Source organism: Caballeronia sp., from assembly GCF_028292365.1.
Taxonomy (GTDB): Bacteria; Pseudomonadota; Gammaproteobacteria; order Burkholderiales; family Burkholderiaceae; genus Caballeronia.
Genome location: NZ_JAQGMM010000244.1, coordinates 12,861 through 35,166, shown reverse-complemented (window position 1 = coordinate 35,166; position 22,306 = coordinate 12,861). Strand labels below are relative to the sequence as shown.

General features: G+C 59.2%; 20 protein-coding genes and 2 pseudogenes. 7 read left to right on the top strand and 15 right to left on the bottom strand.

From position 1 onward, the window contains the following. Nucleotides 1-20: 20 nt before the first annotated feature. Nucleotides 21-287: a hypothetical protein gene (locus JWR14_RS15245; protein ID WP_299708108.1), complete on the bottom strand. Its 267-nt coding sequence runs from the start codon at nt 285-287 to the stop codon at nt 21-23. A 332-nt stretch (nt 288-619) separates the two neighbouring features. After that, nucleotides 620-2,044, bottom strand: a complete 1,425-nt coding sequence (locus tag JWR14_RS15240; protein ID WP_299708106.1) for a PLP-dependent aminotransferase family protein — start codon at nt 2,042-2,044, stop codon at nt 620-622. A 103-nt stretch (nt 2,045-2,147) separates the two neighbouring features. Here JWR14_RS15240 and JWR14_RS15235 point away from each other — a divergent pair, with 103 nt between their 5' ends. The 3 genes from JWR14_RS15235 to JWR14_RS15225 are packed head-to-tail and all read left to right on the top strand — an operon-like array spanning nt 2,148 to nt 3,754. Continuing rightward, on the top strand, nt 2,148-2,624 hold the full coding sequence (locus tag JWR14_RS15235; protein WP_299708189.1) for a GNAT family N-acetyltransferase: 477 nt from the start codon (nt 2,148-2,150) through the stop codon (nt 2,622-2,624). Next, a complete protein-coding gene (locus JWR14_RS15230; protein WP_299708104.1) occupies nt 2,621-3,265 on the top strand; it encodes an NAD(P)H-dependent oxidoreductase in 645 nt (214 codons plus the stop codon). Before JWR14_RS15235 ends, JWR14_RS15230 begins: the two co-directional genes overlap by 4 nt. Nucleotides 3,266-3,322: 57 nt before the next feature. Next, nucleotides 3,323-3,754 (top strand): carboxymuconolactone decarboxylase family protein, encoded by a 432-nt coding sequence (locus JWR14_RS15225; RefSeq protein ID WP_299708102.1) that lies wholly within the window; start codon nt 3,323-3,325, stop codon nt 3,752-3,754. Nucleotides 3,755-3,834: 80 nt separating this feature from the next. Here JWR14_RS15225 and yghU read toward each other — a convergent pair whose 3' ends face one another. From yghU to JWR14_RS15210, 3 genes are all read right to left on the bottom strand, one after another. Beyond that, the gene (gene yghU / locus JWR14_RS15220) at nt 3,835-4,713 is read right to left on the bottom strand and encodes a glutathione-dependent disulfide-bond oxidoreductase (protein ID WP_299708100.1); all 879 of its coding nucleotides are present in this window, start codon (nt 4,711-4,713) and stop codon (nt 3,835-3,837) included. 232 nt (nt 4,714-4,945) lie between these two features. Continuing rightward, nucleotides 4,946-5,587, bottom strand: a complete 642-nt coding sequence (locus JWR14_RS15215; protein ID WP_299708098.1) for a DsbA family oxidoreductase — start codon at nt 5,585-5,587, stop codon at nt 4,946-4,948. A 432-nt stretch (nt 5,588-6,019) separates the two neighbouring features. Further along, on the bottom strand, nt 6,020-7,555 hold the full coding sequence (locus JWR14_RS15210) for an FAD-dependent oxidoreductase (RefSeq protein WP_299708096.1): 1,536 nt from the start codon (nt 7,553-7,555) through the stop codon (nt 6,020-6,022). 53 nt (nt 7,556-7,608) lie between these two features. Between JWR14_RS15210 and JWR14_RS15205 the strand changes: the two genes are divergently transcribed. Next, on the top strand, nt 7,609-8,247 hold the full coding sequence (locus tag JWR14_RS15205; protein ID WP_299708094.1) for a TetR/AcrR family transcriptional regulator: 639 nt from the start codon (nt 7,609-7,611) through the stop codon (nt 8,245-8,247). Nucleotides 8,248-8,307: 60 nt separating this feature from the next. Here JWR14_RS15205 and JWR14_RS15200 read toward each other — a convergent pair whose 3' ends face one another. The 4 genes and pseudogenes from JWR14_RS15200 to JWR14_RS15185 all read right to left on the bottom strand — a co-directional run. Then, nucleotides 8,308-8,634: a DUF1634 domain-containing protein gene (locus JWR14_RS15200; RefSeq protein WP_299708092.1), complete on the bottom strand. Its 327-nt coding sequence runs from the start codon at nt 8,632-8,634 to the stop codon at nt 8,308-8,310. Beyond that, a complete protein-coding gene (locus JWR14_RS15195) occupies nt 8,631-9,494 on the bottom strand; it encodes a sulfite exporter TauE/SafE family protein (RefSeq protein WP_299708090.1) in 864 nt (287 codons plus the stop codon). Before JWR14_RS15195 ends, JWR14_RS15200 begins: the two co-directional genes overlap by 4 nt. Nucleotides 9,495-9,508: 14 nt before the next feature. Next, complete coding sequence (locus JWR14_RS15190) at nt 9,509-10,255, bottom strand: GntR family transcriptional regulator (protein WP_299708088.1); 747 nt, start codon at nt 10,253-10,255, stop codon at nt 9,509-9,511. Nucleotides 10,256-10,310: 55 nt separating this feature from the next. Continuing rightward, nucleotides 10,311-10,523, bottom strand: a pseudogene (locus JWR14_RS15185) (helix-turn-helix domain-containing protein); the annotation flags it as partial. Nucleotides 10,524-10,536: 13 nt separating this feature from the next. On the opposite strand from JWR14_RS15185, the pseudogene JWR14_RS15180 reads away from it, so the two are divergent. Then, nucleotides 10,537-10,835, top strand: a pseudogene (locus JWR14_RS15180) (hypothetical protein). Nucleotides 10,836-10,848: 13 nt separating this feature from the next. Here the strand turns inward: JWR14_RS15180 and JWR14_RS15175 are convergent. The 6 genes from JWR14_RS15175 to JWR14_RS15150 all read right to left on the bottom strand — a co-directional run bounded on the left by JWR14_RS15175 (nt 10,849) and on the right by JWR14_RS15150 (nt 16,933). Further along, nucleotides 10,849-12,336 carry an MdtP family multidrug efflux transporter outer membrane subunit gene (locus JWR14_RS15175; RefSeq protein ID WP_299708086.1) on the bottom strand — a complete coding sequence of 496 codons (1,488 nt, stop codon included), beginning with the start codon at nt 12,334-12,336 and terminating at the stop codon, nt 10,849-10,851. Further along, the gene (locus tag JWR14_RS15170; RefSeq protein ID WP_299708084.1) at nt 12,333-14,441 is read right to left on the bottom strand and encodes an FUSC family protein; all 2,109 of its coding nucleotides are present in this window, start codon (nt 14,439-14,441) and stop codon (nt 12,333-12,335) included. The genes JWR14_RS15175 and JWR14_RS15170 overlap by 4 nt, the downstream gene beginning before the upstream one ends. Nucleotides 14,442-14,450: 9 nt before the next feature. After that, the gene (mdtN, locus tag JWR14_RS15165) at nt 14,451-15,509 is read right to left on the bottom strand and encodes a multidrug transporter subunit MdtN (RefSeq protein ID WP_299708082.1); all 1,059 of its coding nucleotides are present in this window, start codon (nt 15,507-15,509) and stop codon (nt 14,451-14,453) included. A 19-nt stretch (nt 15,510-15,528) separates the two neighbouring features. Further along, nucleotides 15,529-15,825 carry a YtcA family lipoprotein gene (locus JWR14_RS15160; RefSeq protein WP_299708080.1) on the bottom strand — a complete coding sequence of 99 codons (297 nt, stop codon included), beginning with the start codon at nt 15,823-15,825 and terminating at the stop codon, nt 15,529-15,531. Between the two features lie 85 nt (nt 15,826-15,910). Beyond that, nucleotides 15,911-16,276, bottom strand: a complete 366-nt coding sequence (locus JWR14_RS15155; protein ID WP_299708078.1) for a response regulator — start codon at nt 16,274-16,276, stop codon at nt 15,911-15,913. A 45-nt stretch (nt 16,277-16,321) separates the two neighbouring features. Further along, nucleotides 16,322-16,933, bottom strand: coding sequence for a response regulator (locus JWR14_RS15150; protein WP_299708076.1), 612 nt, complete (start codon nt 16,931-16,933; stop codon nt 16,322-16,324). 610 nt (nt 16,934-17,543) lie between these two features. Between JWR14_RS15150 and JWR14_RS15145 the strand changes: the two genes are divergently transcribed. After that, on the top strand, nt 17,544-21,254 hold the full coding sequence (locus tag JWR14_RS15145; RefSeq protein ID WP_299708074.1) for a PAS domain-containing protein: 3,711 nt from the start codon (nt 17,544-17,546) through the stop codon (nt 21,252-21,254). Nucleotides 21,255-21,390: 136 nt separating this feature from the next. Beyond that, nucleotides 21,391-22,134, top strand: a complete 744-nt coding sequence (locus JWR14_RS15140; protein WP_299708072.1) for a threonine/serine exporter family protein — start codon at nt 21,391-21,393, stop codon at nt 22,132-22,134. Nucleotides 22,135-22,306 lie beyond the last annotated feature (172 nt).

The window sequence follows — 22,306 nt, the reverse complement described above, 5'->3', positions numbered from 1 at the left end:
TGTTCGCGGCTTGCTGACTACTACTTTCGCGGCAGAACGGTAGCGCCGCCTTTGTTGATCACCGGCGAATCGAACACGCCATGCGTGGGGCCGTAGTTGGGGCGGGTATTAATGTTTGTCGTAGGGTTTGTCGTAGAACCACTCTTCGCTGGCGCTTTGCCTGAAGGCTGCGCGTTCAGCGATTGCGTTTCCAGCAGCTTTTGGGTCCGGTCATTCATCCCGGCGTTGCCGGTTTCGAGCAAGCAACAGCAGCATACGAAACCAACGATAAGTTTCCATTTGGTCATGAGCGTCTCCTTAACAAGCACGCATGGCCACGGAATCCTCAACCTGGAGGTTGAGCCGGCGACAGGGAGATTGACGCCGCCCGTGGCTTTTCAAACACGCCTGACCCGGAACGATGAAGAGGTGATCGGCGAACCAGCAACTCGTCCGCGGGGTCATCGCCAAATGATTATCCTGCGCTTTTATCAACTGCATAACAAGCTGATCTCAAGCGGCTCTACCCTATTTTTCCATAAAGAAAATCCCGCTCTTAAGTTCTCTTCCCGAAACGAAAAACGCGTGGTTAGTGGTGCAAATGAGCGAACCCTTCGTCCCTTGTGTTCTAGACTTTCGGTCAGAAGGCGCTAAGCAGAGTCCGAGCCAATGCGCTCGCCTCTTCGGTGGACCCGACATTGGTGAATCCCATCAACAGTCCTCGTTTCGGTGTTGCTCCGCTATACCAGCTCGACAACGAATTCACCGATAATCCAAGGCTTCGCGCGCGTAACGCAATCGCACTGTCATCCGATCCGTTTTCGAGCATTGCAAGAAGATGCATGCCACCGGCTTGCAAGCGAAGCTGGGCGCGCGTACCCAACGCGGCACCGAGCGCATCCGCAAGCATCGTGCGGCGATCCGCGTAGATGTTCCGCATTTTAGTGATATGCCGCGCGAAATAGCCCTCTTCGATGAACCTTGCCAGGGTCGCCTGAAGCAAACGCGGACACTGATTCTGCATTCGATCAGCGGTTTCAAAGAACCGGGCTACCTGCTCTTGCGGCACCACCAAATACGATAGACGCAACCCCGGCGCGAGTACTTTGCTAAAGGTGCCCGTGTACAGCACTCTCCCTGGCCCGCCTGTATCGAGACTTTTCAAAGCGGGAAGTGGCCGCCCTCTATACCGGTATTCACTGTCGTAATCGTCTTCAATAATCCAGCGGTCGCCGGCTCTTGCCCAGTCCAGCAACGCGTATCTGCGTGAAAGGGATAACGACACACCCAGCGGACTTTGGTGACTGGGCGTGACCAACGCAAAACGTGCATTCGGGTCCATTTTGATACCGGCCTCGACGTCCAGGCCGTCGTCATCGACTGGAACCGCCAGCAGTTTCATCCCCGCATTGCTCAGGAAGTGCCGCGCCATGAGATAGCCGGGATCCTCGAACCAGCATGCGTCTCCACTGCGCAATACAGAGCGACAGATCAGATCCAGACTGGCGCGATATCCGGCGCAAATGAAGACCTGATCCGGCGAGCAGGCAACGCCTCGCGATACGCCCAGGTACCCGGCGATGGCCGCACGCAGCGGCGCGTGCCCCTGGGGATCGGGATAGATCAGATCCTGAAGACCGCTTTGGCGCATCTCACGCGCCGCCAGGCGGTTCCAGACCTTGCTTGGGAAAGCATCCAGCGCGGGAAGGCCCATCTGCAAAGGCAGCGGCATCGAGCCGGTATGTTCCGACCACAGCGCGGTCTCCGGCACGACGCTGGACTGCCCAGCCGACTCGGGCAGTTTGATCTGGGGTGAGACCACCGTGCCGGCCGGCCCACGGGCGATCAGATAGCCCTCGCCAATCAAAAGCTGATAAGCCGATTCAACGGTGCCGCGCGCCAGATTCAATTCCGACGCCAGTCCCCGCACCGAAGGCACGCGGTCTCCGGGCCGCAACACGCCGTCCGCGATGGCTTGGCGAATGCGCAGATATATCTGACGATAAATCGGGCCGTCTGTAGTGGCACTGATGGGGCTGAATGGCGATGTCATCTCTCTCGTCATGTCCTACTCGCATGTCCTACTCAAATTCACATTTCTTGGCTCTACAGTGTATGACATCAATCGCTTAAAGTACCTCAACGATGACAAACAAAGAGGTACAGCGATGGCACCAACCATGAAACTTCAGGAATTGGACACCCCTATGCTGCAGCGGGCAGGCTTCGCGCTGATGCGCGAACTGCGCCCTCACCTGACCGACGAGGCCGCGTTCGCCGAACAGATCGCGCGTCAGTATGCGCAAGGGTATCGGCTGCTTGCCGCCTATATGGGTGAGCGAATCGCGGGACTGATCGGTTACCGCGCCATGGAAAACACGGTGTATGGCCGCTTCGTCTATGTCGACGACCTGGTCATCGACACGGGCGAGCGCCAGCAGGGTCTCGGCGCATTCCTGATCACGACAGTGCGCAACGAAGCGACGCGCCTGGGATGTCAGCATTTTGTCCTGGATACCGGCCTTCATATGGCATTGGCGCAGCGCTTTTACTTCCGTCAGGGCTTGTTGGCGCGCGGCATGCATTTTGTCCAGCCGCTACAGCAACCACAGCAACTTCAGCAACTACAACGGGACGCGACATGAACGACTTCTTATTCTTGAGCGCGAGCCCGAATCAACAAGCTTCACATGCATACCGTTTTGCCGACGCGCTGCTCAAAACGCTTGGCGAAAGGCATCCGGGAATGAGCGTGAATCGACGCGACCTCGCGGCGGATCCACTGCCACCGCTGAGTGCTGCATACGGGGCAGCGCTGACAAAACGCACTCCCTTCGATGACCCAGCCTTTCGGCAATCGGAGCAGTTGATCGACGAACTGGAGTGCAGCCGCCACCTGCTGATCGCCACGCCCATGCATAACTTCACCGTGCCCGCGACGCTGAAGTTGTGGATCGATCATGTGCTACGGATTGGACGCTCTTTTTCGGCGGGTCCCGAAGGTAAAGTCGGCCTGCTAGCCGATCGCCCAACCTACATCATCGTGAGTTCTGGCGGAATTCATCAAGGGCCGCAAGCGCGACAACCTGATTTCTTGTCCGACTACTTGAGAGTTGCACTACGGACAATCGGGATTACTAACAGTCACTTCATCTATCTGCAGGGGATGGTCGGAGGTGAAGAGGCGGTGAACGCCGCAATCTCCAGCGCCCGCCAGCAGTTATCGCAAACGCCACTCTTCGCCGGAGTCGAACTGGAGTCGACCGTGTTTGTGCCGTCGGCATGAATTTTTCACCTTGTTTCGCTTTTTTATCGCCCTCTTCAACTACTTCAGAGCCTGACCATGAGCCAACTTCGCCTTCCATTTACGACACTATCTCCTGCCGCTTACCAGGGTCTCCTGGCGACAAGCAAGGCACTTTCCGACAGTAGCCTCGGTCTGCCCATGATCGAATTGATCTATCTGCGCATTTCGCAAATCAACGGTTGCGCGTTCTGTCTCGACAAACATTCGTCGACGCTCCGTGATTCCGGTATTGCCGTACGCAAACTCGACCAACTCGCGGGTTGGCGTGTCAGCGCGCTGTTCGACGCACGGGAACGCGCCGCGCTGGCATGGGCCGAGACGTTGACGCACGTCGACCAACAAGGCGCTCCGGAGGAACGCTACGCCCCGCTGAAGGCACTCTTCTCCGATGCGGAAATCTCGGATCTGACAATCGCCATCGCGCTGATGAACGCGTTTAATCGTCTCGCTATCGGCATGCTGCTTTAGGCTTTTGTTTTTGTTGCGAGTAGCCGCGTAAAAGTTCTGAACGGCTCCGCTTTGCAATTGTGCAGCGGAGCCGTCTTGCCTCACTCCGGCTGGGTGGTCAGCTTGTCCTGTGTCCTGGTTTCGAAGTCAGAGGCATCATGGCGCTCGTGCAGTTGACTGGAAAGCTCGCCAAAAACACGGTTGACCATCCGCCCACGGCGCACGGCCGGGCGTTCCCCGATCGCATCAGCCCAGCGCTGAACATGTTTGTAGTCCTGTACGGCCAGGAACTCGGCCGCCTCGTATATCCAGCCCTTTACCAAGCCACCATACCAAGGCCAGATCGCCATGTCGGCTATCGTGTACTCGCTGCCAGCTATATATTCGTTGCCGGCGAGCTGCTTGTCGAGCACATCGAGCTGACGCTTCGTTTCCATCGCGAAACGGTCGATGGCATATTCGATCTTCGTCGGTGCGTAGGCATAAAAATGGCCGAAGCCTCCGCCCAGATACGGTGCGCTGCCCATCTGCCAGAACAGCCATGACAGGCATTCGGCGCGAGCGCTCGCTTCCGTCGGCAGGAACGCGCCAAATTTTTCGGCAAGATAAAGCAGAATCGCGCCGGACTCGAACACCCGGATTGGCTTCGGGCCGCTGTGATCGAACAGCGCGGGGATCTTGGAGTTGGGATTCGCTTGCACGAAGCCGCTACCGAACTGCTCACCGTCGCCAATCCTGATCAGCCAGGCATCGTATTCCGCGCCGCTGTGACCGCGAGCCAACAATTCTTCCAGCATCGTCGTGACCTTCACGCCGTTCGGTGTCGCCAGTGAGTAGAGCTGGAGAGGATGGCGACCGACTGGCAGATCCTTGTCATGGGTCGGCCCGGATATCGGCCGGTTGATGTTCGCGAAGCGGCCATTGTCGGATTTGTTCCAGGTCCAAACTTTCGGCGGCACGTAGTCAGCGGAATCGGTCATGCTCAAAGCTCCTGGTATTTTGGGGAATCGTTTTGGGGCATTGGTATCTTGAAGCGACAGTAACAAATTGGCGGGAGGCGTGCAGGCAGGTCCCTTTTTACGGGAGTCGATTGCTCCAACGGCCGTTCACCTATCAATGTTGTTGGGTGAATACTCGACCGTCGGTGAGTCGGTTCGGTTGCCGAACGCGCCAGTGAACGACTGCTTCTCGCAGCCGCTCACCGTGGTGTGATTACGCTTCAGACAGAATCTGTCGAATGGCTTTCTCGAACGCTTCGACCGGTTGTGCGCCAGTCAGCAGGTAGCGGTCATTGAAGATGATCGACGGCACTGACTGGATACCCATTGCCTGATATTTCTCTTCTTCTGCACGGACCTCATTGGCATAGTCGCCTCCTTGCAGAACGGAGCGCGCCTCAGCACCGTCAAGCCCCACAGATTGCGCCGCTTCAACCAGAATGTCATGGTTGCTCGTGGCCTTGCCCTCGCCATGATAAGCCTGCAGCAGCGCCTCTTTAAGCTGTACCTGTTTGCCCTTGATACCGGCCCAATGCATCAGGCGGTGCGCGTCGAAGGTTCTATAGATCCGGCTACGCGTGCCGAAGGTGAAACCAACAGCCGCGCCGCGCTGCCGGAGATCCTCCTGCGCTTGGGCCACCTGTTGCGGAGTGCGCCCGTATTTCTTGCTGATATGTTCGACAAGGTCTTCACCCTCCTCACCCATCTGCGGATTCAGTTCGAAGGGATGCATGACTAACTCGGCATCGACGGCATCGCCAAGCCGTGACAGGGCAAGTTGCAGCGAGGATAGACCGACAGCACACCACGGGCACGCTATGTCGGAGACAAAATCGATTCTGATCGGTTGTTTCATTGCTTTCCTGATGATGATTGTCTGTTTCGTCACCGGTTCGACACGAGGGCAACAGCCGCCTACAGCGTAGCCGGATTTGCAAATGCTTGCCGAAGCGGTGGCCGATTGCAGAGCACCCGAGGCTGGAGAACGCGGTACAAAACAGGCGGTGAATTCTTCGAGAACTGCCCAGACGTTTCAGTCCTGATCGGGCGTGGATTCTATTCTGGACGAGTTGAGACGCGAAATCAGCATGGCCCGTCGCAATTCAATTGTTCCCATCAGTCAAGCATGCGTCATGCCCTACGCTGATTGGTACAGGCCTGGTTGGCAAATGCACTGCTTGTTCTTGCCGACGTTTTAATCGACTGCGAGTGATGCGGCATAAGGCAGATAAGGCAGATAAGGCAGATAAGGCCGATAAGGCCGATAAGGCCGATAAGGCAGAAATGATCACTGTCCGGATCGAACCATGGACCCGTCATCACGTGCTGGTATGAACCAGCGACGGAGCGCGTCCTCCAATCCGTCTGTGCTGTTCTCCTCACCGGTCCAAGCAATGCAGGCGTCGGGACGGATCAGCATTGACGGGCCTGCATCAACGGCGACGCAACATACTCTCTGCGTGCCGACCGCAACGATCCCGGAAGCCTTCGCACCGGTTGATGCGTCGAGAAGAACGCCCATGCCATCCTGCATGAGATCGTAGAGGGAGACCTCGGCATTGCCGTGGTTGATCGGCCTGTCGCCAGTCAGCCGTCCGACGGCGTCCCGTTCCGAGCCGAGATCGTAACGGGTGGAGAGGCCGCGCATGATCTCACTGATGAGCTGATTGACGTCGTCGAGTTGCATGAGGTTCGCGACCAGTTCCCGCATCGCACCGGATTGTGGATCGGGCCGTAAGATTGCCGCCTGCGCAAGCGTGTTCGCCAGAACGGCAACGGCCACGGGCCGCCGCTCGGCCGTATAGGTGTCGAGCAGGCTTTCGGGCATCTCGCCACGAATGACCGCGGCGAGCTTCCAGCCGAGGTTGGCGGCGTCCACGAGCCCGAGGCTCAGGCCCTGACCACCGAACGGCGAATGAACATGCGCCGCGTCACCGGCAAGCAGCACGCGGCCCTGGCGGTAGGTATCGACAAGCCGCGTGTTGTCGGCCCATCGGCTGCCGCTTGTCAGCGCTTTCACGCGCACGTCCACGCCGCTGATGCGGCGTAGAACGGCTTCGATCTCCTCCAGTGTCACCGGAGCCTGCCGATCTTCAGGCGGGCCGCTAAAGTCCAGCATGAACAATCGACCGGGGACAGGCCCGTAGGAGAACACACCATCCGATGTGCGACGCCAGCCAATGGGCAACAGGCGCTCGGGATGGTCGATCTCCGCGATGACCTGGTAGAACGTCGACGTTGGAGCCGTGCCGGGGAAATCAAAGCCAGCCATCTTGCGGATGAGGCTGCGTCCCCCGTCGCAACCCACGAGGTAGGAGCAGCGGATATGGCCTTCGCCTGTCGGCGATGCCCACTCCACGTCGACGCCGTCCACCTGCTGCTCGAAGCGTGTGACGTCGCGCTCGCGGCGCACCTCGATTCCGAGCGCGTGCGCGCGCTCCGCCAGCATGGCTTCGAGGCCATGCTGGCCCACGGCATAGGCGCGTCGTTCCGACTCTTTTTGTGCGTCCTTTCGGATCAGCAGGCCAGCGAAATGGCCGCTGAACTTCGACGCTCGGCCACGCAGGTCCGCTCCGGTCTGCGCTGTGAATCGCGCCATCGCCGCGAAGCTGTGCGCCTCTTCAGTGGCGATGGCCGCGGTCATCCCGCGACGCCGTAACGCTTCACATGCAAGAGGGCCGACCGACATTGCCTTCATGGCCATGCTCGCGACGGCCAGACGCTCCAGGACGAGGACGCGTGCGCCGCCCAGCGTCAATTCGATGGCGCTCAGGAGCCCGACCGGCCCGGCGCCCACGATGACAACATCAACGTGTTTTTTCATATACTGCATCCCAATATGTACTCAGTACACTAATTATGCTGTAAAATGGCGACATGTCAACGCCATCCGACCGTCGATCCCGCAAACGCCTCGCTACGCGAGAAAGCATCTCCATTGCCGCCACGCGCCTCTTCCTGGAGCGGGGCTTCGATCAGGTGACGGTGGACGAGATTGCGGCAGCCGCCGACGTCGGACGCATGACGGTGTTCAATCACTTTCCCCGCAAGGAGGACATGTTCTTTGATCGCGACGAAGAGGGTCGCGAGCTGCTGCGCGAAGCTTTGCGGCAGCGAGATCCCCGCGTCGCTCCTATCGAAACGTTGCGTCTGCTCGCTCATCGGCTGATTGCGGAACAAAGCCCTTTCGTGAGATTCACTGCTGCGAGCCAAGGCTTCGTAGAGACAATCGAAGGCAGCGAAACGCTCAAGGCGCGGGCCCGGGCGGTCCGTGACGAGTTCGCTCAAGTAGTAGGGTTGGCGCTATGCGAATGTGTAGGGCGAGAACCTGCCGATCCCGATGCCCATCTCGCGGCCGATCTGCTCCTGGCGACGTGGACGGTGGCCCTCATCCAGGCGCATCGGACCTTTCGACAAAGGCAGGATACAAAGGAAGCGAAAGCCGCCTTCCTCGCTATTGTTGATAAGGGAACCATCGGGCTGAAAGCGGCAATGGCTGGCACGCCTTACGCCTGAGCAATCACCTTCTGCCGGCACGAATTTACCGTGCTGTCGCACAGCCACGCATGCGGCCGCTCACATTGCGCCGATCATCGATCCGGCGATCACGATCATCAGTACCAGCGCGGCGATCGCGCTGAAACGATAATCACGTTGATGCAGGAAAACGCCCAGCATCAATATCAAACGCATGACCGGCAGGAGGATGAAAAATGCGATTCCCGTAGTCATGATACGGGTGGCGACAACTGCCGTTGCCGGGGACCCGTTGCGAGCCCATGAACCCAGCAACGCCAGCGCGAGTCCTGCCGCAACCGTACTTGCGGCCACCCACGTGCCATATTGCAGAAGCCAGGCCAACCACCGATCGAGCCCTGGTGCACGCGATGCCGTGCGTCTCATGCCGACGCTCCGAAGAGGCGAATACCCAGTGCTTCGAGAAGCATCTGCACTGCAAGGATCGCGAGCACCACGACGAAAAGCACGCGCAGTTTGTCACTCGATATCCGCATCAAAACGCGAGCACCAAGCACCGCGCCCACGACAGAACCCAGCGCCACGGGTGCGGCAATCGCGGTCACGATTTCGCCGCGCAGGAAGTAGGCGCCGGCGCTGGCCGCCGCTGTCACGCCGATCATGAAATTGGACGTCGCGGAGGAAACCTTGATCGGCAGGCGCAACGCCATATCCATTGCAGGGATCTTGAGGACGCCGCTACCGATGCCAAGTAACGCCGAAATCAATCCGGCGCCGTACATCAAGGACATGCCAAGGCCGACGCGATGCACGTGATATTCGATCTCGCGTCCGAGCGTGTGATCCGGATACCGGGAATCCAGACGCAACGAAGCACTCCACGCAATGGCGCTCGCGGTAGCGGGTGCAACAACAGGATCGGAACGCCTTGCAAGCATTTGCTGTGCTGACAGCATCAGGATCACGGCAAAAATGAAATAGAGCACGGGTACTGGAATGAGACCGCTCATCAGCACTCCGGACAATGCACCTAGAGTTGTTGCGGTCTCCAAAACAACAGCAAGCCGGATATTGGTCAATCGACCGTGAAGAAAGGGAGCGGCGCCGCTGCAGGAACAGGCGATTACCGAGACGATGCTCGCGCCAATTGCAACATGAATGTCGATGTGGCCGAACACGGTCAGGATGGGCACGATGAAAATGCCGCTCGCCATGCCCAGCATTCCGCCTAGTGCACTAGCCCCAAGCGACATCGTAAACAGCCAGAGTACATGACCGCTATCCATGGAAGTTCCTCACCCTACCGGCCGTGCGGCTTGCGCCGCCTGAGGTGCGTGACGAACTGGATCTGGTCACCGCGGTAGTACAACTTTTCATAGTCAACGGGTGCGCCCTGCTCGCCGTACGACGTGCGTTCAATCAGGAAAATCGCGCTGCCCGCCTTGATCTCAAGTGCTTGCGCGACAATCTTGTTTGCCAAGACAGCTTCAAGTCTGTACTCCGCCGCAAGGAGTGGCGTGTCGTACTTCTGCTCGAGCAACGCAAAGATTGGTTCGACCTCCAGGTCGTTCTCGATGATCTTCTCGCCGATCTCCTTCGGCAACCAGGTTTCATCGAACGATAACGGTGTCCCGTCGGCAATGCGTATGCGCTGAATATGGACCACTGGCGCACCCGGCTCAAGCGAGAGCTTGCGAGCGACAAGATCACTCGCCTTTTCAATTTTCTTCGTCAACAAACGCGCGGTGGGATGGCGGCCATGTTCGCGCATATCCTCGACAAAACCGCTCAGCTCAGTGAGCTCTTGCGTAAGGCGTGGTTGTGAAACGAACGTGCCCTTGCCGCGGCGGATTTCAATCAATCCCCGGCTGATCAGATTCTGCACGGTCTTCTGAAGGGTTGTCCGGCTTATGCCGAACGCCGACAGCAAGGCGGCTTCGTTTGGCAGTTGCGTTCCCGGAGGATAAGTCCCGTCGGCAATACTGGCCACAAGCGCGGCTTCTACCTGCGCATAAAGGGGAAGTTGACTGTCAGGATTCGCATTCATACAGACATCATGACGTCATGATGTCTAGTTGTCAACGCTTTACCAGCGCAGGAATTCACGACGCCCGCAACTCACGTACGCCCTTCCCGATGCGCCGCCGCAGCAATGTTCGCAAAGTGTGGCCGTCTGCATACCCAACCTGCTCGGCGATGCGATCAACGGTCAGCTTGCTTGTCTTGAGCAGATGGACGGCGCGCTCGATCCGCAGATCCTGAATGTACTCGACGGGCGTTTTACCGAGCACCGCGTTCAGACGTCGAGTCAACGTGATGGAGCAACTCGTGTCGATTCATTACAAACTAGGTGTTTTGTTTGCTGCCGTTGCGTTTTCGAGCGTGTCTTTTGCGCAAACGCCTGACGTCAAACCCGAACGAATTCGTGGCGATATCGTGTCATTCAAAGCCGGCAGCAGCACGGTGACGGTGCCGGAAAACGTGCCCGTCGTGACACCGGCTCCGGCGAGCAGAACGGATCTGATAGCGGGAAAAAGGTGTTCCTCGTGGTGACACCTGGCGCCAGTGGCGTTTATGACGCGCACGTGCTGTTCGTCGAAAAGGACGGCGTGGCGCCGCAGTTCTAACGCACGATGCCGTTCACCGCGGTTTCAGTTCGACGGGCGGATCGGCGCGATAGCCACCGCCGAGCGCCTTCGTCAACGCGATCTCCTGGCTGAGCGTCTGGGCGTTGAGCGTGAGCAAAGCAACCTGTTCCGCGATCACGGGCTGGCGCGCTTCGAGCGCTGCGAGCCGGCTCGTCAGTCCGCGTTGATAAGAGGCTTCAGTGCTGTCCCTCGTGAACGCAATTGATTCGATCCGTTGCTTCTGCAACCCGGTCTGAGCATCCAGAGCTTGCAGACGGCTGCCCGTCTGCGCGACATCGCGTACCGCGTTCAGGACGGCCTCGTTGTACCGCTCGATCAGCAGGTTGCTGCCCTCCCGCGCGCCGTTCAGGTTCGCATTGAGCCTGCCGCCATCGAAGATCGGCAAGTACAGGCCCGGGATCAGGTTGATCTGCTGGCTTGCATGCGTGAAGAGGTCTGCGAGGTGCAATGCGTCGAAGCCGAAGAACGCCTTGATGTCGAAGCTCGGATAGAACGCCGCCTTCGCCGCGTCGATTTTGTCGAACGACGACTCTACAACCCATCGCATTGCTTGCAGATCGGGGCGCCGTGCGAGCAGTTCGTATGAAAGCGTCGCGGGCAAGGCCGCCTGCGAGGGCGGCAGCGCCACGGCCTCGATCGCCGGCAAGCCGCTGGGACCGGCGCCGACCAGCGCTCGCATTGATTCGCGATACTGCTTTATCTGTACTTGTGCCGACACAATCTGTTGTTCGATGGCCAGTTGTTGCGCCCGGGCTTCTTCCAGCAAGGTGCGGGCTTCGAGTCCACGCGCCGCGCGTGCTTGGTGTGCTTGCACCGCAAACGCCGCTACCTCATGCAATTCGTTCAGCAGATCGATGAGCTGGTAATTCGTCTGGATACCGTAGTAAAGCTGCGCGACATCCGTCGAGATTTCGAGTTCAACCGCGGACGTCTCGGCAAGCCGCGCATTGCTCACGCCCAGCGACGCGGCAATCTGCGCGCGCTGCTTGCCCCAGATGTCGACGTCCAGGCTTGCGCCGAGCCCGACGATGCCTTCGGTGTACCACGGACCCGTCAGCCCCGCAGCTGGTTCGTCCTTCGCGAACGGCCCGAGAAAACCGTTCGCCGAGATGTGCTCGCGATCCAGCGACGCCAGCGCGGCCACCTGAAGGTTCGATCCCGCTCGGGCAAGCTCGACATCAGACTTCGCCTGCGCGACGCGCGTGCGCGCAATGACCATCGTTGGCGCATTGGCAAGCGCCTGATCGATCAGCGCGTCGAGCTGCGCGTCGCCATAGCGCGTCCACCAGCGCGCGGCGGGCCAGCCGTCGCGCGCGAGATGGATGTCGTCGGCGAGATTGATTTGCTCGGGCGCGATCTCCGCATAAGGCGTGCCGTTATGGTGGATCAGCGCGCAACCCGACAGCACGGATGATGTCCACGCGATGCATAAGAGGCATCGACGCCATTTCCAGTCGCGACCACCCCATCGCGCGTTCATGTGCGTATGGCCTTTGGTGAGGGTGCCTCGACGCGTGCCTCGACGTCCCAGTCCGGCAACCCCGCGAGCTGCCGCGACAGTTCTTCTGCTGAGGCAATAAGCGACGCATCGAATGGCGGGACCGGATCAGCAGCTTGCGCAGCGATCCCGATGCGTCGCGGCGCACTGGCCGCGGGCGGGTTGGATGCAAGTTCATCCGCGTACCGGTTGAGTTCGGCTGACGCTTGTTCCTGCGTCGAGCGCACTGCATCGACCGTTCGCGGGCTCGACGATCCCGCTTGCGCCGCGAGCGTGTTGCGCAACGCATCGCCGGCAAGCATGATCTCGCGCCCCTGCGCGAGGATGGTTTGCGCGCGCAATGTCAGTTGGGCCTGCTCCACTTCCTGCCAGTCGGGCTCGAGCGCGACGCGCGACAGGGTTGCCTCGCAATCAGCCAACACGGCCCACGCCTGCAGTTGCCGCTGCACATACGGCATCTCGTCCCGCTGGTCGACGCCCGCCTGTGGAGAAAGCAACTGTGCGGCAATGGCGCGCAACAGGGTGGCGAGTTTTTGCCGCAGCACGTCGCCCTCGCCTTCGCGCCAGAACGACATCTGCACGAAGGTCGCCACGCAGACGCCCAGCAGGATACCCACCATCCGGTCGCGGATCTCAGTAAGGTTTGCTGATGGGCCGAACTCTCCGAGCACCGCGAGCGAGAAGGTGAACATCACCTGGAGGCCGGCATAACCGATCCGCTCCGAACCCGCCGCTATCCACGCCCCGAGTGCGACAACAGGCAACGTCATCAGTAGCAAACTGACAATGTCGTCGAAATGCGGAACGATGAACACCACCATGAACAGCGCCAGCGCGCTGCCCACAGCGGCTCCACTCAGCCGCAGCAACGCGCGCTGCGTCGATGCCCCCAGGCTCGGCAGCGCGACGATCAGGCAGGTCAGCATGACCGTATGAACGCCCTGCCAGTCCGCGGCGTTGTAGAACACGTAGCAGACGAGAACAGCGAGCAGTGTCTTCAGCGAAAAGCGCATGTACGCGGGATTGGTCCATGCGTCGGGTGCGATCATCGGCTCGCTCGCGGGCGGCTTGCCGGGTTCCTCACCGCTTGCGACGACGTCCGCGTATGCATGCAGCGCTCGCTGCAATTCGCCTGCGGCAGGAATCGTATCGGCTGCATTGCGTTCTTCAGGTGTCGCCGTGCTCACGTAACGATACGGCTCACCCGATATCACCGCTTCGTCGAGCGCCCGCACGTTCGCGTGCAACTCACGCAACATCGCCAGCCGCGCTCCCGTCGCGCCCGGCCACGCAGGCTGCAATTCACTCACTCCGCGATAAAGACGCGACACGGTCGCGATGCACGCAAGCTGCGCCGCCTGATGCTCGCGGAAGTGGGCGTCACGCATCGTCGTGAATCGCAATAGCTTCTGCAGCGTGAGTGCGCCTTGCTGGACGGCCGCAAGCGTAATCGGCGCGGCGCTCGTGCTGCCGTCGATCAGTTGCGTCAGGCGCATGTCCAGTACCGCGAGTTGCCGATGGATTTCCGCCTTGAGTTGCAATTGCGGTTCGGCAGGCAACAGCAACGTGTTGACCACGAGCGTCAGCGCGATCGGATAGTTGACGGCAACCCAGACCCACAACACCGCGCGAATCAGCAGGTCGGCCTGATCGGTCTGGTCGACGAAGCTCTGCACGTAGATCACGACGATCGCGACGATGAAGAACACGACGCCAATCTTGAGAACCCGAAGCAGGTACACGCTGCCGAAGAACAGCAGACTGGCGATCACGATACGCAGCAACGGATAGTCGAACGTGAACTTCAGCAGCAAGATTGACAGACCGATTGCAAACGTCGATCCGACGATGAACATCAAGCCGACCAGCCGCGTGAGCACCACGTTCGACTGCGTGACGTAGAACACGACCAGCAGCGACAGCGCGAGCTCCGGCACTTCGAGCGCCATCGACGCGACGATCACAATGGCGCTCGTCAGCATGCAACGCAACATCACGTTGAAACGCCCAGGGAAAGGCGCAAGCTCGCGCTTCAGGAAATCGCCGGCGTCGCGCAGTGCGTCGGGAAGGTAATCAGATGCGGCCATGGGCGCTCCTCAATGGCGCTCGCCGTCGTTGCCGCGCCCGGGTTCCAGCACCGCCACCGCCGACGTACCGACACGAAACAGCTCCGGGTTTGGATGATCGACCCGGATCTTCACGGGGAAGCGCTGCGCCACATGAACCCAGTTAAGCGTGCGTTGAATGCGCGGCAAGCCGCCGGGCAACGCAAGGCCGCCTTCATCGGGCGAGACGCCATAGCTGATTGAATCGACCGCGCCCTGGAACCGCTGGCCTGTATCGCTCATCAGGTACACCGTGGCGGGGGTGCCCGCACGAACACCCTTGAGTTCCGTCTCGCGAAAGTTCGCGACCACATACCAATGGCGCGTGTCGATCAACGTGAAGACAGGTTTGAGCGCCGATGCGAACTGCCCCGTCGATGTCTTCAACGACACGATGCGTCCGTCGAAGGGAGCACGCACGGTTGCATACTCCAGGTTCAGTTCGGCGGTCGCGATCTCCGCCATGACGACGGCACGTTGCGCGACCAGCGCATCGACACCGCTCACCGCCGCTGCCGCCTGTTGCGCCTGCAGTTGCGCGGCGCTGAGTTCGGCCTGGGTGGAGCGTTGTGCGGTGCGCGCACGATCGACGTCTTCCGCCGACACATAACCGTGCGACAAAAGCGGCTCCATGCGGTGCAGCGTATCGGATGCCTGGCCGGCTGCTGCTCGCGCACGCTCGACGGCCGCGCGCACGGACTGCGCGTTGTACTGCTGCGCATTGACCGAGCGCTGCGTCAGTTCGATCTGGCGGTCGAGCGCAACGAGCGATGCCCCGCCTCGCGCGAGCGCATCCTGATACGGACGCGGATCAATGCGGAACAGCAGATCGCCCTGCTTCACCGCCTGATTGTCACGCACGGCCAGTTCGACGATGCGCCCGCTGACCTCGGGCACGACGTCGATCGTATCCGCGTAGACATAGGCGTCGTCAGTGCGCGGCGTGCGGTCCCACAGCCGGATGACGAAGACAAGCAGCAATAGCGTCACCACGACCAGGATGATGGCCGGCCATTTGCGCTTCGATGTTTTGCTGGCTGTCGTCGCCATTCATCTACCTGAAAGAGATTCAATGTTGGAACAGCGTCAACCAGACAGCGAGTGCGATGAAAGCGACAAGCGTGGGATACACCACGGCCGAAGGTCCGAGCAGATGATCGACCTGCAGACGCTTGAGAATCAGATAGATGATGACCGTGAGCGCGACGCCCCCGACAATACAGAACAGCCAGTCCGGAAAGTACGCGCCGAGCACGCCAATGGATGGCGAACTTGCGCACCCTGACACGAGACCCGCGGCAATCACGACAATCGCGATTGCACGTTGTGGAGATCTGCCTCTGACGAGTGGAAGATGTCGTTTCAAAGTCATTCCTGCGGTTGGAATCAATGTCATGAATCAATCACGCCGCGACAGATTCCCGGGCTTTCGGATCTTCAGGCAATACTATTCAAGCAATACTATCAAGCAGGTCCAGCAACGCGTCCCCGTCGACAGGCTTCCTGAAGAAACCTAGTGCGCCTCTCTGCAAATAGTAGTCTTCCGTATGCTCGCCCGGCTTGCCTGTGATAATGATGACGGGCGTTGCTGCGACCGAATGGACCGTTCTATCAAGCACTTGAATGCCGTCAATGGGGCGCATTCCCAGGTCGGTGATCACGCATACAAGACCCGAGTGGCCATCTGAAAAAAAATCCAGTGCAGATTCGTAGGCCCGTGTTCCATAGCCGCCCGAGGCCAACAGGTTCGCCAGAGACGTCAGCACGCGTCGGTCATCATCAATCACGGCAACGGTTCGAACCGGAGGCGTGGACATTTTTTTCCCCGGGACATCGAGTACAACAAAGAATCAGCGTTAGCGTCAGGCATCGAACATCGTCGTCGACGATCTTTCCAGCGGCAGTTTGCTCGCTAGCCTGACCAGGCCGGCAAATGAATCCGCTTGCATTTTTCTCATTATGTGACCGCGATGTACCTGCACGGTGTATTCGGTAATACCCAGTACCGACGCCGCCTGCTTGTTGAGCAGACCACCTGCGAGTAACGGCAAAAGCTCCTGCTCGCGAGGCGTCAGCGATTGGTAAAGAGCCTGAAGCGCCGCTGTATCTTCCGCCTCCTTGCGAAGCACGTGCGCGCGGGCGAGTGCCGCATCAACCGCGCGCATCAAGGCGTCTTCATCAAGGGGTTTCGTGAGGAAGTCGACGGCCCCGCCCTTCATGGCAAGCACCGTGGACGGCACATCGCCCCTTCCGGTAATGAAAATGACGGGGATCTGTGAGTCCCTGCTGACAAGCTCCTGTACTTCCAGCCCATTCATGCCTGGCATTCTCAAATCCAGGATCAGACACGCAATGGCTTCTTGACGCGGCGTGTCCAGGAATTCCCTGCCGGAGTTGAATGCGTGGACGTCTCTTCCATTTGCACGCAGCAGCGCAGAGAGTGCTTCTCGCACTCGTTTGTCGTCGTCGACCACATACACCAGTTCACTTGCGGACTGCATTGATTCCCTCCGTTACCCGCTGAAAGCCTCTCCCGACGCCGGCACATCCGGTCCACGATAATCTCGCCGAATGTTTCTCTCTCGCGGTCGCGCCGACAAAAAATTATAGCTGCCGGAATCGGCGCCCGGAAGCGCAGACAGCCGTGTTTTGCATTACATGATTATGTAATGGCGCGGCCCAATATGACCTTGTACATTTATTTATTCCTCATCGGCCTGACCGGCGGTGCCTGCGGCGGAGCCTGATGCGGTGCGCGCAAACAGGCGGTCAGTCTTGCGGCAGCTGGACCCTTGACAGTCGGACCATCTTCTTCAAAACTGCATCGTCGAAAAGCTTTGATCCTCCCAGATGCAGTCAGCCATTCGCAATGGTATGACGTGTCTCCATTGCCCTCGTAATTGATCCGCGCCACAGCGGTGTGCGCGATCAGACCTCGCAAATACCACACCAAACCACACAAAATAACCGGCGACACTTCTCGCTTAATTTGCAAGCAAGGGATCGTTGCGCTTGAAAGTCCCGCGATTCGCGGGAAAATGCGGAGTATCACTATTCAATGCGCCGACGAACTCCGAGGTTGACATGCTTACCGTGTTGATACCGCGCTCATCCAGGGGTGCCGCCCTTAGCATCGCCATAGCGGGTGCGTCAGCAGCGGCAGGATTACTCGAGCCGATTACGGGCTGCCTTAGCCTCGTTTTGGTTGTCCTGTTCACGCACTTTTTCGGCCGCAGCCTTGGACGTCTCTCCGCGGGTTTCACCTCGCTTGGGATCGCCGCAGCCATGTTGGCTTCCAGTCACCCTCCTCTGGCCTCTGACTCTGTCAGCCGTTGCGCCATCGCGCTCGTCGCGATCGCCGCGGCATGGCTATGTGCCGAGCTGGTTTCCCGGCGCCCCCGGCGGCCAGGCTCGACGGCCCGATTGAAAGATGACCCGTTCGACCTGCCGATTGACCAGCTCAGCCGGAATATCTGGTCTCGAACCGTAGAGGGCGAACTTGAATATGTCAGTCAATCAGTCATGGACTATTCGGGTCAAACGTTTGAACAACTGCGCTGGCCTTATACGCTTACGCATCCGGACGACGTAGCGATCCCGGCGCAAGCATTTCAACGCGCGAAAGAAACGGGAGAAGCCCAGGAATTCCAATGCCGCTACAGGTCAAGGGCCGGGAACTACGAGTGGTTTGCAGCAGTGCTTCACACACAACGTGACCAGAACAACGAAGTCTCGCGCGTGTATGGCATGCACTGGAACATCAACAAACAAAAAAACGAGGAAGAGCAACTCCGCGAACGAAACCAGACGCTTCAAAGCGTCAGCAATCTTTTTCCCGGCCACGCATGGACTGTGCTGCCCAATGGCTCCATCGAATATCTCAGTCCTAGCTTGTGCGAATACACAGGCATAAAAGAAGTACATAGCTACGACATTTTCCGTGCTGCAATCCACCCGGATGACCATCAGGCAAACGACCGCTATTGGGACGCACTCGTGTCCGGAAACGACGAGGGAGAGCTCGAGTTCCGACTCAGGCGGTCGGACGGCATCTACCGATGGTTCCTCTGCCGTGTCAAAGCCATCAGAAGCGACAGTGGCCGGCTCCTGCGATGGGTCGTTGTGAGCTGGGACATACACGACCGGAAGACCGCGGAATTTTTTCTCCGAGCCGAAGAGGAAACGTATCGGCGCATTGTGGATAGCGTGCCGGCATGCGTCTATGTGGGTGGACCCACCGGCGAGCTCCTCTACGTGAATAAAGTGGGTGTTGCCAACCTGGGAAGACCGCTAGAGGAAATAGTCGGCGACGGATGGATGACGTCCATTCATCCCGATGACGTGCAGGCCGCACGACAGCAGTGGAACGCGAGCATTGCCGCGTGTGAACCGGTCGTCCTTGCCGTGAGGATGCTGCAGCACGATGGCGTATACCGCTGGCAGCATCTTTTAGCCGAGCCATCACGCTGCTCAAACGGGGATGTCATCAACTGGTACCTCATCGGCATAGAAATTGAAGAGACGATCAAGGCTCAACAGGCGTTAGCGGCAAGTGAGAGAGAAGCCAGGGAGCTCCTCGATCGCTTACCGGGCCGCTTTGCCACGCGCACAGAGCAGGATTTCGACTACATCAATCAGGAGATTCTTGACGAAGCGGGAACCACGCTTGAGGGCATGCAGAATCTCGGCTTCCTGCACTTTATTCACCCCGATGACCGCGACAGAATCAAGGCGGGATATCTTCGCTCTGTTCAGGAAAAGAGCACGTTCGATACGACCTATCGATGGGCGGACCACGGCTGTGAGTATCGGTGGCGTCACTCGCGTTCCGTTCCCTATTTTAACGATAACGGAAGTGTCTATAAGTGGTACGCCGTGAATATGGACATTGACGATCTCTACAAGTCCAAAGAGGTCGTCCGTGAACGTGAAGTTCAACTGAATTGGCTGGCGGAGACTGTTCCCAGCCTGCTCTGGCGTACAGACTCTCATGGCCGCCTCGAATATGTAAACAAGCGCACTGAAGACTACACCGGGCTGCGGCTCGATGATTTGATAGCAAACGGCTGGCTTCACCTGGTGCACCCGGATGACTACGCGTCAACCATCGAAGCCTGGCGAGATTCCCTCGATAGTGGAAAACCTTATGACTGTGTTCTTCGGCTCCGCTCAATTGACAACACGTATCGCTGGTTTCAATGCAAAGGCACGCCTATGCGGGGTGCCAACGGCGAGATCGTGAATTGGTATGGACTGTCCACGGATATCCACGAACGGCAGTTAGCACAGGAGGCCCTTCGCAACGAAGAGTTTAATTTGCGAAGGCTGGTGGACGCATTGCCCGCGATGATCTGGAGAGCGACGCCGCAAGGAGATGTCGACAGATGGAATCCGCAAATGCTGACGTTCATGGGTAAGAGCGGTCAGGAATTCGACAGGGAAATGTTGCTTAATCTGATCCCGGAAGCTGACCGTCTTCGTGTCCGCTCGCGCTGGAGGGGAGCTGTCCAGGAAGGTGTGTCCTATCAGGACACGTACCAGGTTATTGGCGCGGACGGGAAGTTGCACTGGTATCTCGCGCGTGGCGAACCGTTTCGCGACAAAAGCGGACAGATCCTGCACTGGTACGGCGTATGTACAGACATCAACGATCTCAAGCAAACGGAAGCGGCGCTGGAACAACGGGAACTGCAACTACGCAAGCTGATCGAGACCATCCCGGCCATGCTCTGGTGCAATGACCCACAAGGCAGGCTCATTTACATCAATCAGAAAACTTCCGACTTCCTCGGTCTGGGTATTTCGCAGCTCGCGGGCCTCAGCTATCAGAGGGCCATTCACCCTGACGACCTGGGCAGCTTGCTTCAAGCGTGGACACGCTCGGTCGAGACTGGCGAACCGTACAGCCACGTTGCCCGGCTTCGCCGGCGGGATGGGGTTTACCGGTGGTACCAGCACACCGCCGAAGCAATGAGAGACGCCGACGGCAACATTGTCCAATGGTACGGACTCTGCCTTGATATTGACGAACCGAAGCGTGCGGAGGACCGGCTCAAACAGGCTCAGGCTGAACTCGCCCGGGCCACCCGGATTGCCACGGTCGCGGAGCTTTCGGCGTCGATCGCTCACGAACTCAATCAGCCTCTCACGTCCGTTATCGCCAATGCGCAGGCTTGCAAGCGGTGGCTTGCGGCGTCTCCGCCAAATTTGAGCGAAGCCAGGGCTTCAGTGGAGAGCGTCGTTCGGGATGCCCGTTCCGCTGACGAGACAATGCTGAGCATCCGCGCATTGTTCAAGCGGCAAACCTTCAAGAAGCGGGAGAGGAATGTGAAAGACATGGTACTCGAAGCCGTACGGCTGCTCCGCGAAGACGAAACCCGGCGTACCGCCGACATCGACCTCGACTTGCCTGATGGCTTGCCTCCGGTGTTCGTCGACCAGATACAAATTCAGCAGGTCCTTCTTAATCTCATTACGAATGGAATAGAGGCTGCAGAAAACACAGGACGCGTACCCAGGATTGTCATTGCCGCAAGCCCCTTTGACAACCAGTCCGTGCTGCTCGAAGTTATCGACAACGGTTCGGGCATCGTGGGTGGCGACAGCATATTTGACGCATTCGTCACGACGAAGAACAAGGGGATGGGCATCGGGCTTGCGGTGTCGCGCTCCATTATCGAAGCGCATGAGGGTCGTCTTACCGCCTCCAATAATGAGGGCTACGGAGCAACCTTCAGCGTCGTCCTGCCAGTCTTGCCTGTGCAGGTTTCCCAACTGGAGGTGGGCGCCAAATGACTTGGCCGGGGCACCTCGACAACGCCAGACACACGGGAGTTCCAGCTTCATGTAATAGCCACCCGATGCCGCGCTCACTACTATCAAAGCATAGTGAGTAGCGCTGATGGTGGGGCCGCGGCCAGAGGAGAACGCAATGAACAAAGACGCCATCCCTGGCCGAGTCTCCACGGACGAGGTGGACACCGTCGCATTGGCAGCCTCGCTCCTGTTCATGCACGGACAGACCACGGAAAGGACTGTCGTCGCGGCACGGCAACTCGGACGCGCCCTCGGCGTGCCGGTCAGGGTGTTACCGCACTGGGACGAACTCGTGGTCGAGCTTGACCACACCTCCTTCTCGGAAATTGTCCCAGCCGCGCCGCTAGGCGTAGACATGGGCAAGGTCCTGGCCGTCCAGACAATCGTGCATCAAGTGTGCGACGGCGCCGTGCCAAGTGCAGCCGCGCGCCCGGCGCTCGTAACCGCAGGGGGTATGCCGCCCGTCGCGATACTTCGCTTCACTGTTTTCGCGGCCATCGGCGCAGCGTCTCTCGGCGTGATCTACGGCGTGTACGATGTCGCGAGCCTGGCGCTGATCGCCGTAAGCGCCGGTGCCGGGGCCCTTGTCCGTCGATGGCAAGGAAAGCTTGGCGGCAATCCTTTCCTCGAACCGCTTTCCGCGGCCACGATCGCCGGCTTGATCGGCGCCATTGCAAGTCGCCTCCACCTTTCAGACGCGCACCGCGACAGCGGCGTTCTTCGCCTGTCTGCTAGCCGGCCTGATCGTCACACCGATCGTCGATCGCCTGCGCCTCCCCTTTGCCGCCGTCGGCTTTTCTGCGGTCGTCTCGATGATGCCGGGCATCTTCCTGTTCCGTGCCGCAAGCGCGCTGCTTGAGTTGGTCACCATCGGACCTCGCGCATCGGCCGACCTTAACCTTGTCCCGGCCGTCGTTGCGAACAGCGCCATGGCGTTCCTGATCGTCCTTGCCATGACCGTTGGACTGATTCTGCCCCGCATGCTGTTTGAGCGGTTCGCGACGGCGCGTCCGGCCTTCTGACTGATCTTC

Coding starts and splice junctions, on each gene's coding strand:
- JWR14_RS15210 (WP_299708096.1), bottom strand. CDS start 7,555: ATGAAAAAACACGTTGATGTTGTCATCGTGGGCGCCGGGCCGGTCGGG.
- JWR14_RS15200 (WP_299708092.1), bottom strand. CDS start 8,634: ATGAGACGCACGGCATCGCGTGCACCAGGGCTCGATCGGTGGTTGGCC.
- JWR14_RS15235 (WP_299708189.1), top strand. CDS start 2,148: ATGGCACCAACCATGAAACTTCAGGAATTGGACACCCCTATGCTGCAG.
- JWR14_RS15230 (WP_299708104.1), top strand. CDS start 2,621: ATGAACGACTTCTTATTCTTGAGCGCGAGCCCGAATCAACAAGCTTCA.
- JWR14_RS15145 (WP_299708074.1), top strand. CDS start 17,544: ATGCTTACCGTGTTGATACCGCGCTCATCCAGGGGTGCCGCCCTTAGC.
- JWR14_RS15170 (WP_299708084.1), bottom strand. CDS start 14,441: ATGGCCGCATCTGATTACCTTCCCGACGCACTGCGCGACGCCGGCGAT.
- JWR14_RS15140 (WP_299708072.1), top strand. CDS start 21,391: ATGAACAAAGACGCCATCCCTGGCCGAGTCTCCACGGACGAGGTGGAC.
- JWR14_RS15205 (WP_299708094.1), top strand. CDS start 7,609: ATGTCAACGCCATCCGACCGTCGATCCCGCAAACGCCTCGCTACGCGA.
- JWR14_RS15195 (WP_299708090.1), bottom strand. CDS start 9,494: ATGGATAGCGGTCATGTACTCTGGCTGTTTACGATGTCGCTTGGGGCT.
- JWR14_RS15225 (WP_299708102.1), top strand. CDS start 3,323: ATGAGCCAACTTCGCCTTCCATTTACGACACTATCTCCTGCCGCTTAC.
- JWR14_RS15155 (WP_299708078.1), bottom strand. CDS start 16,276: ATGTCCACGCCTCCGGTTCGAACCGTTGCCGTGATTGATGATGACCGA.
- JWR14_RS15190 (WP_299708088.1), bottom strand. CDS start 10,255: ATGAATGCGAATCCTGACAGTCAACTTCCCCTTTATGCGCAGGTAGAA.
- yghU (WP_299708100.1), bottom strand. CDS start 4,713: ATGACCGATTCCGCTGACTACGTGCCGCCGAAAGTTTGGACCTGGAAC.
- JWR14_RS15175 (WP_299708086.1), bottom strand. CDS start 12,336: ATGAACGCGCGATGGGGTGGTCGCGACTGGAAATGGCGTCGATGCCTC.
- JWR14_RS15215 (WP_299708098.1), bottom strand. CDS start 5,587: ATGAAACAACCGATCAGAATCGATTTTGTCTCCGACATAGCGTGCCCG.
- JWR14_RS15240 (WP_299708106.1), bottom strand. CDS start 2,044: ATGACGAGAGAGATGACATCGCCATTCAGCCCCATCAGTGCCACTACA.
- mdtN (WP_299708082.1), bottom strand. CDS start 15,509: ATGGCGACGACAGCCAGCAAAACATCGAAGCGCAAATGGCCGGCCATC.
- JWR14_RS15245 (WP_299708108.1), bottom strand. CDS start 287: ATGACCAAATGGAAACTTATCGTTGGTTTCGTATGCTGCTGTTGCTTG.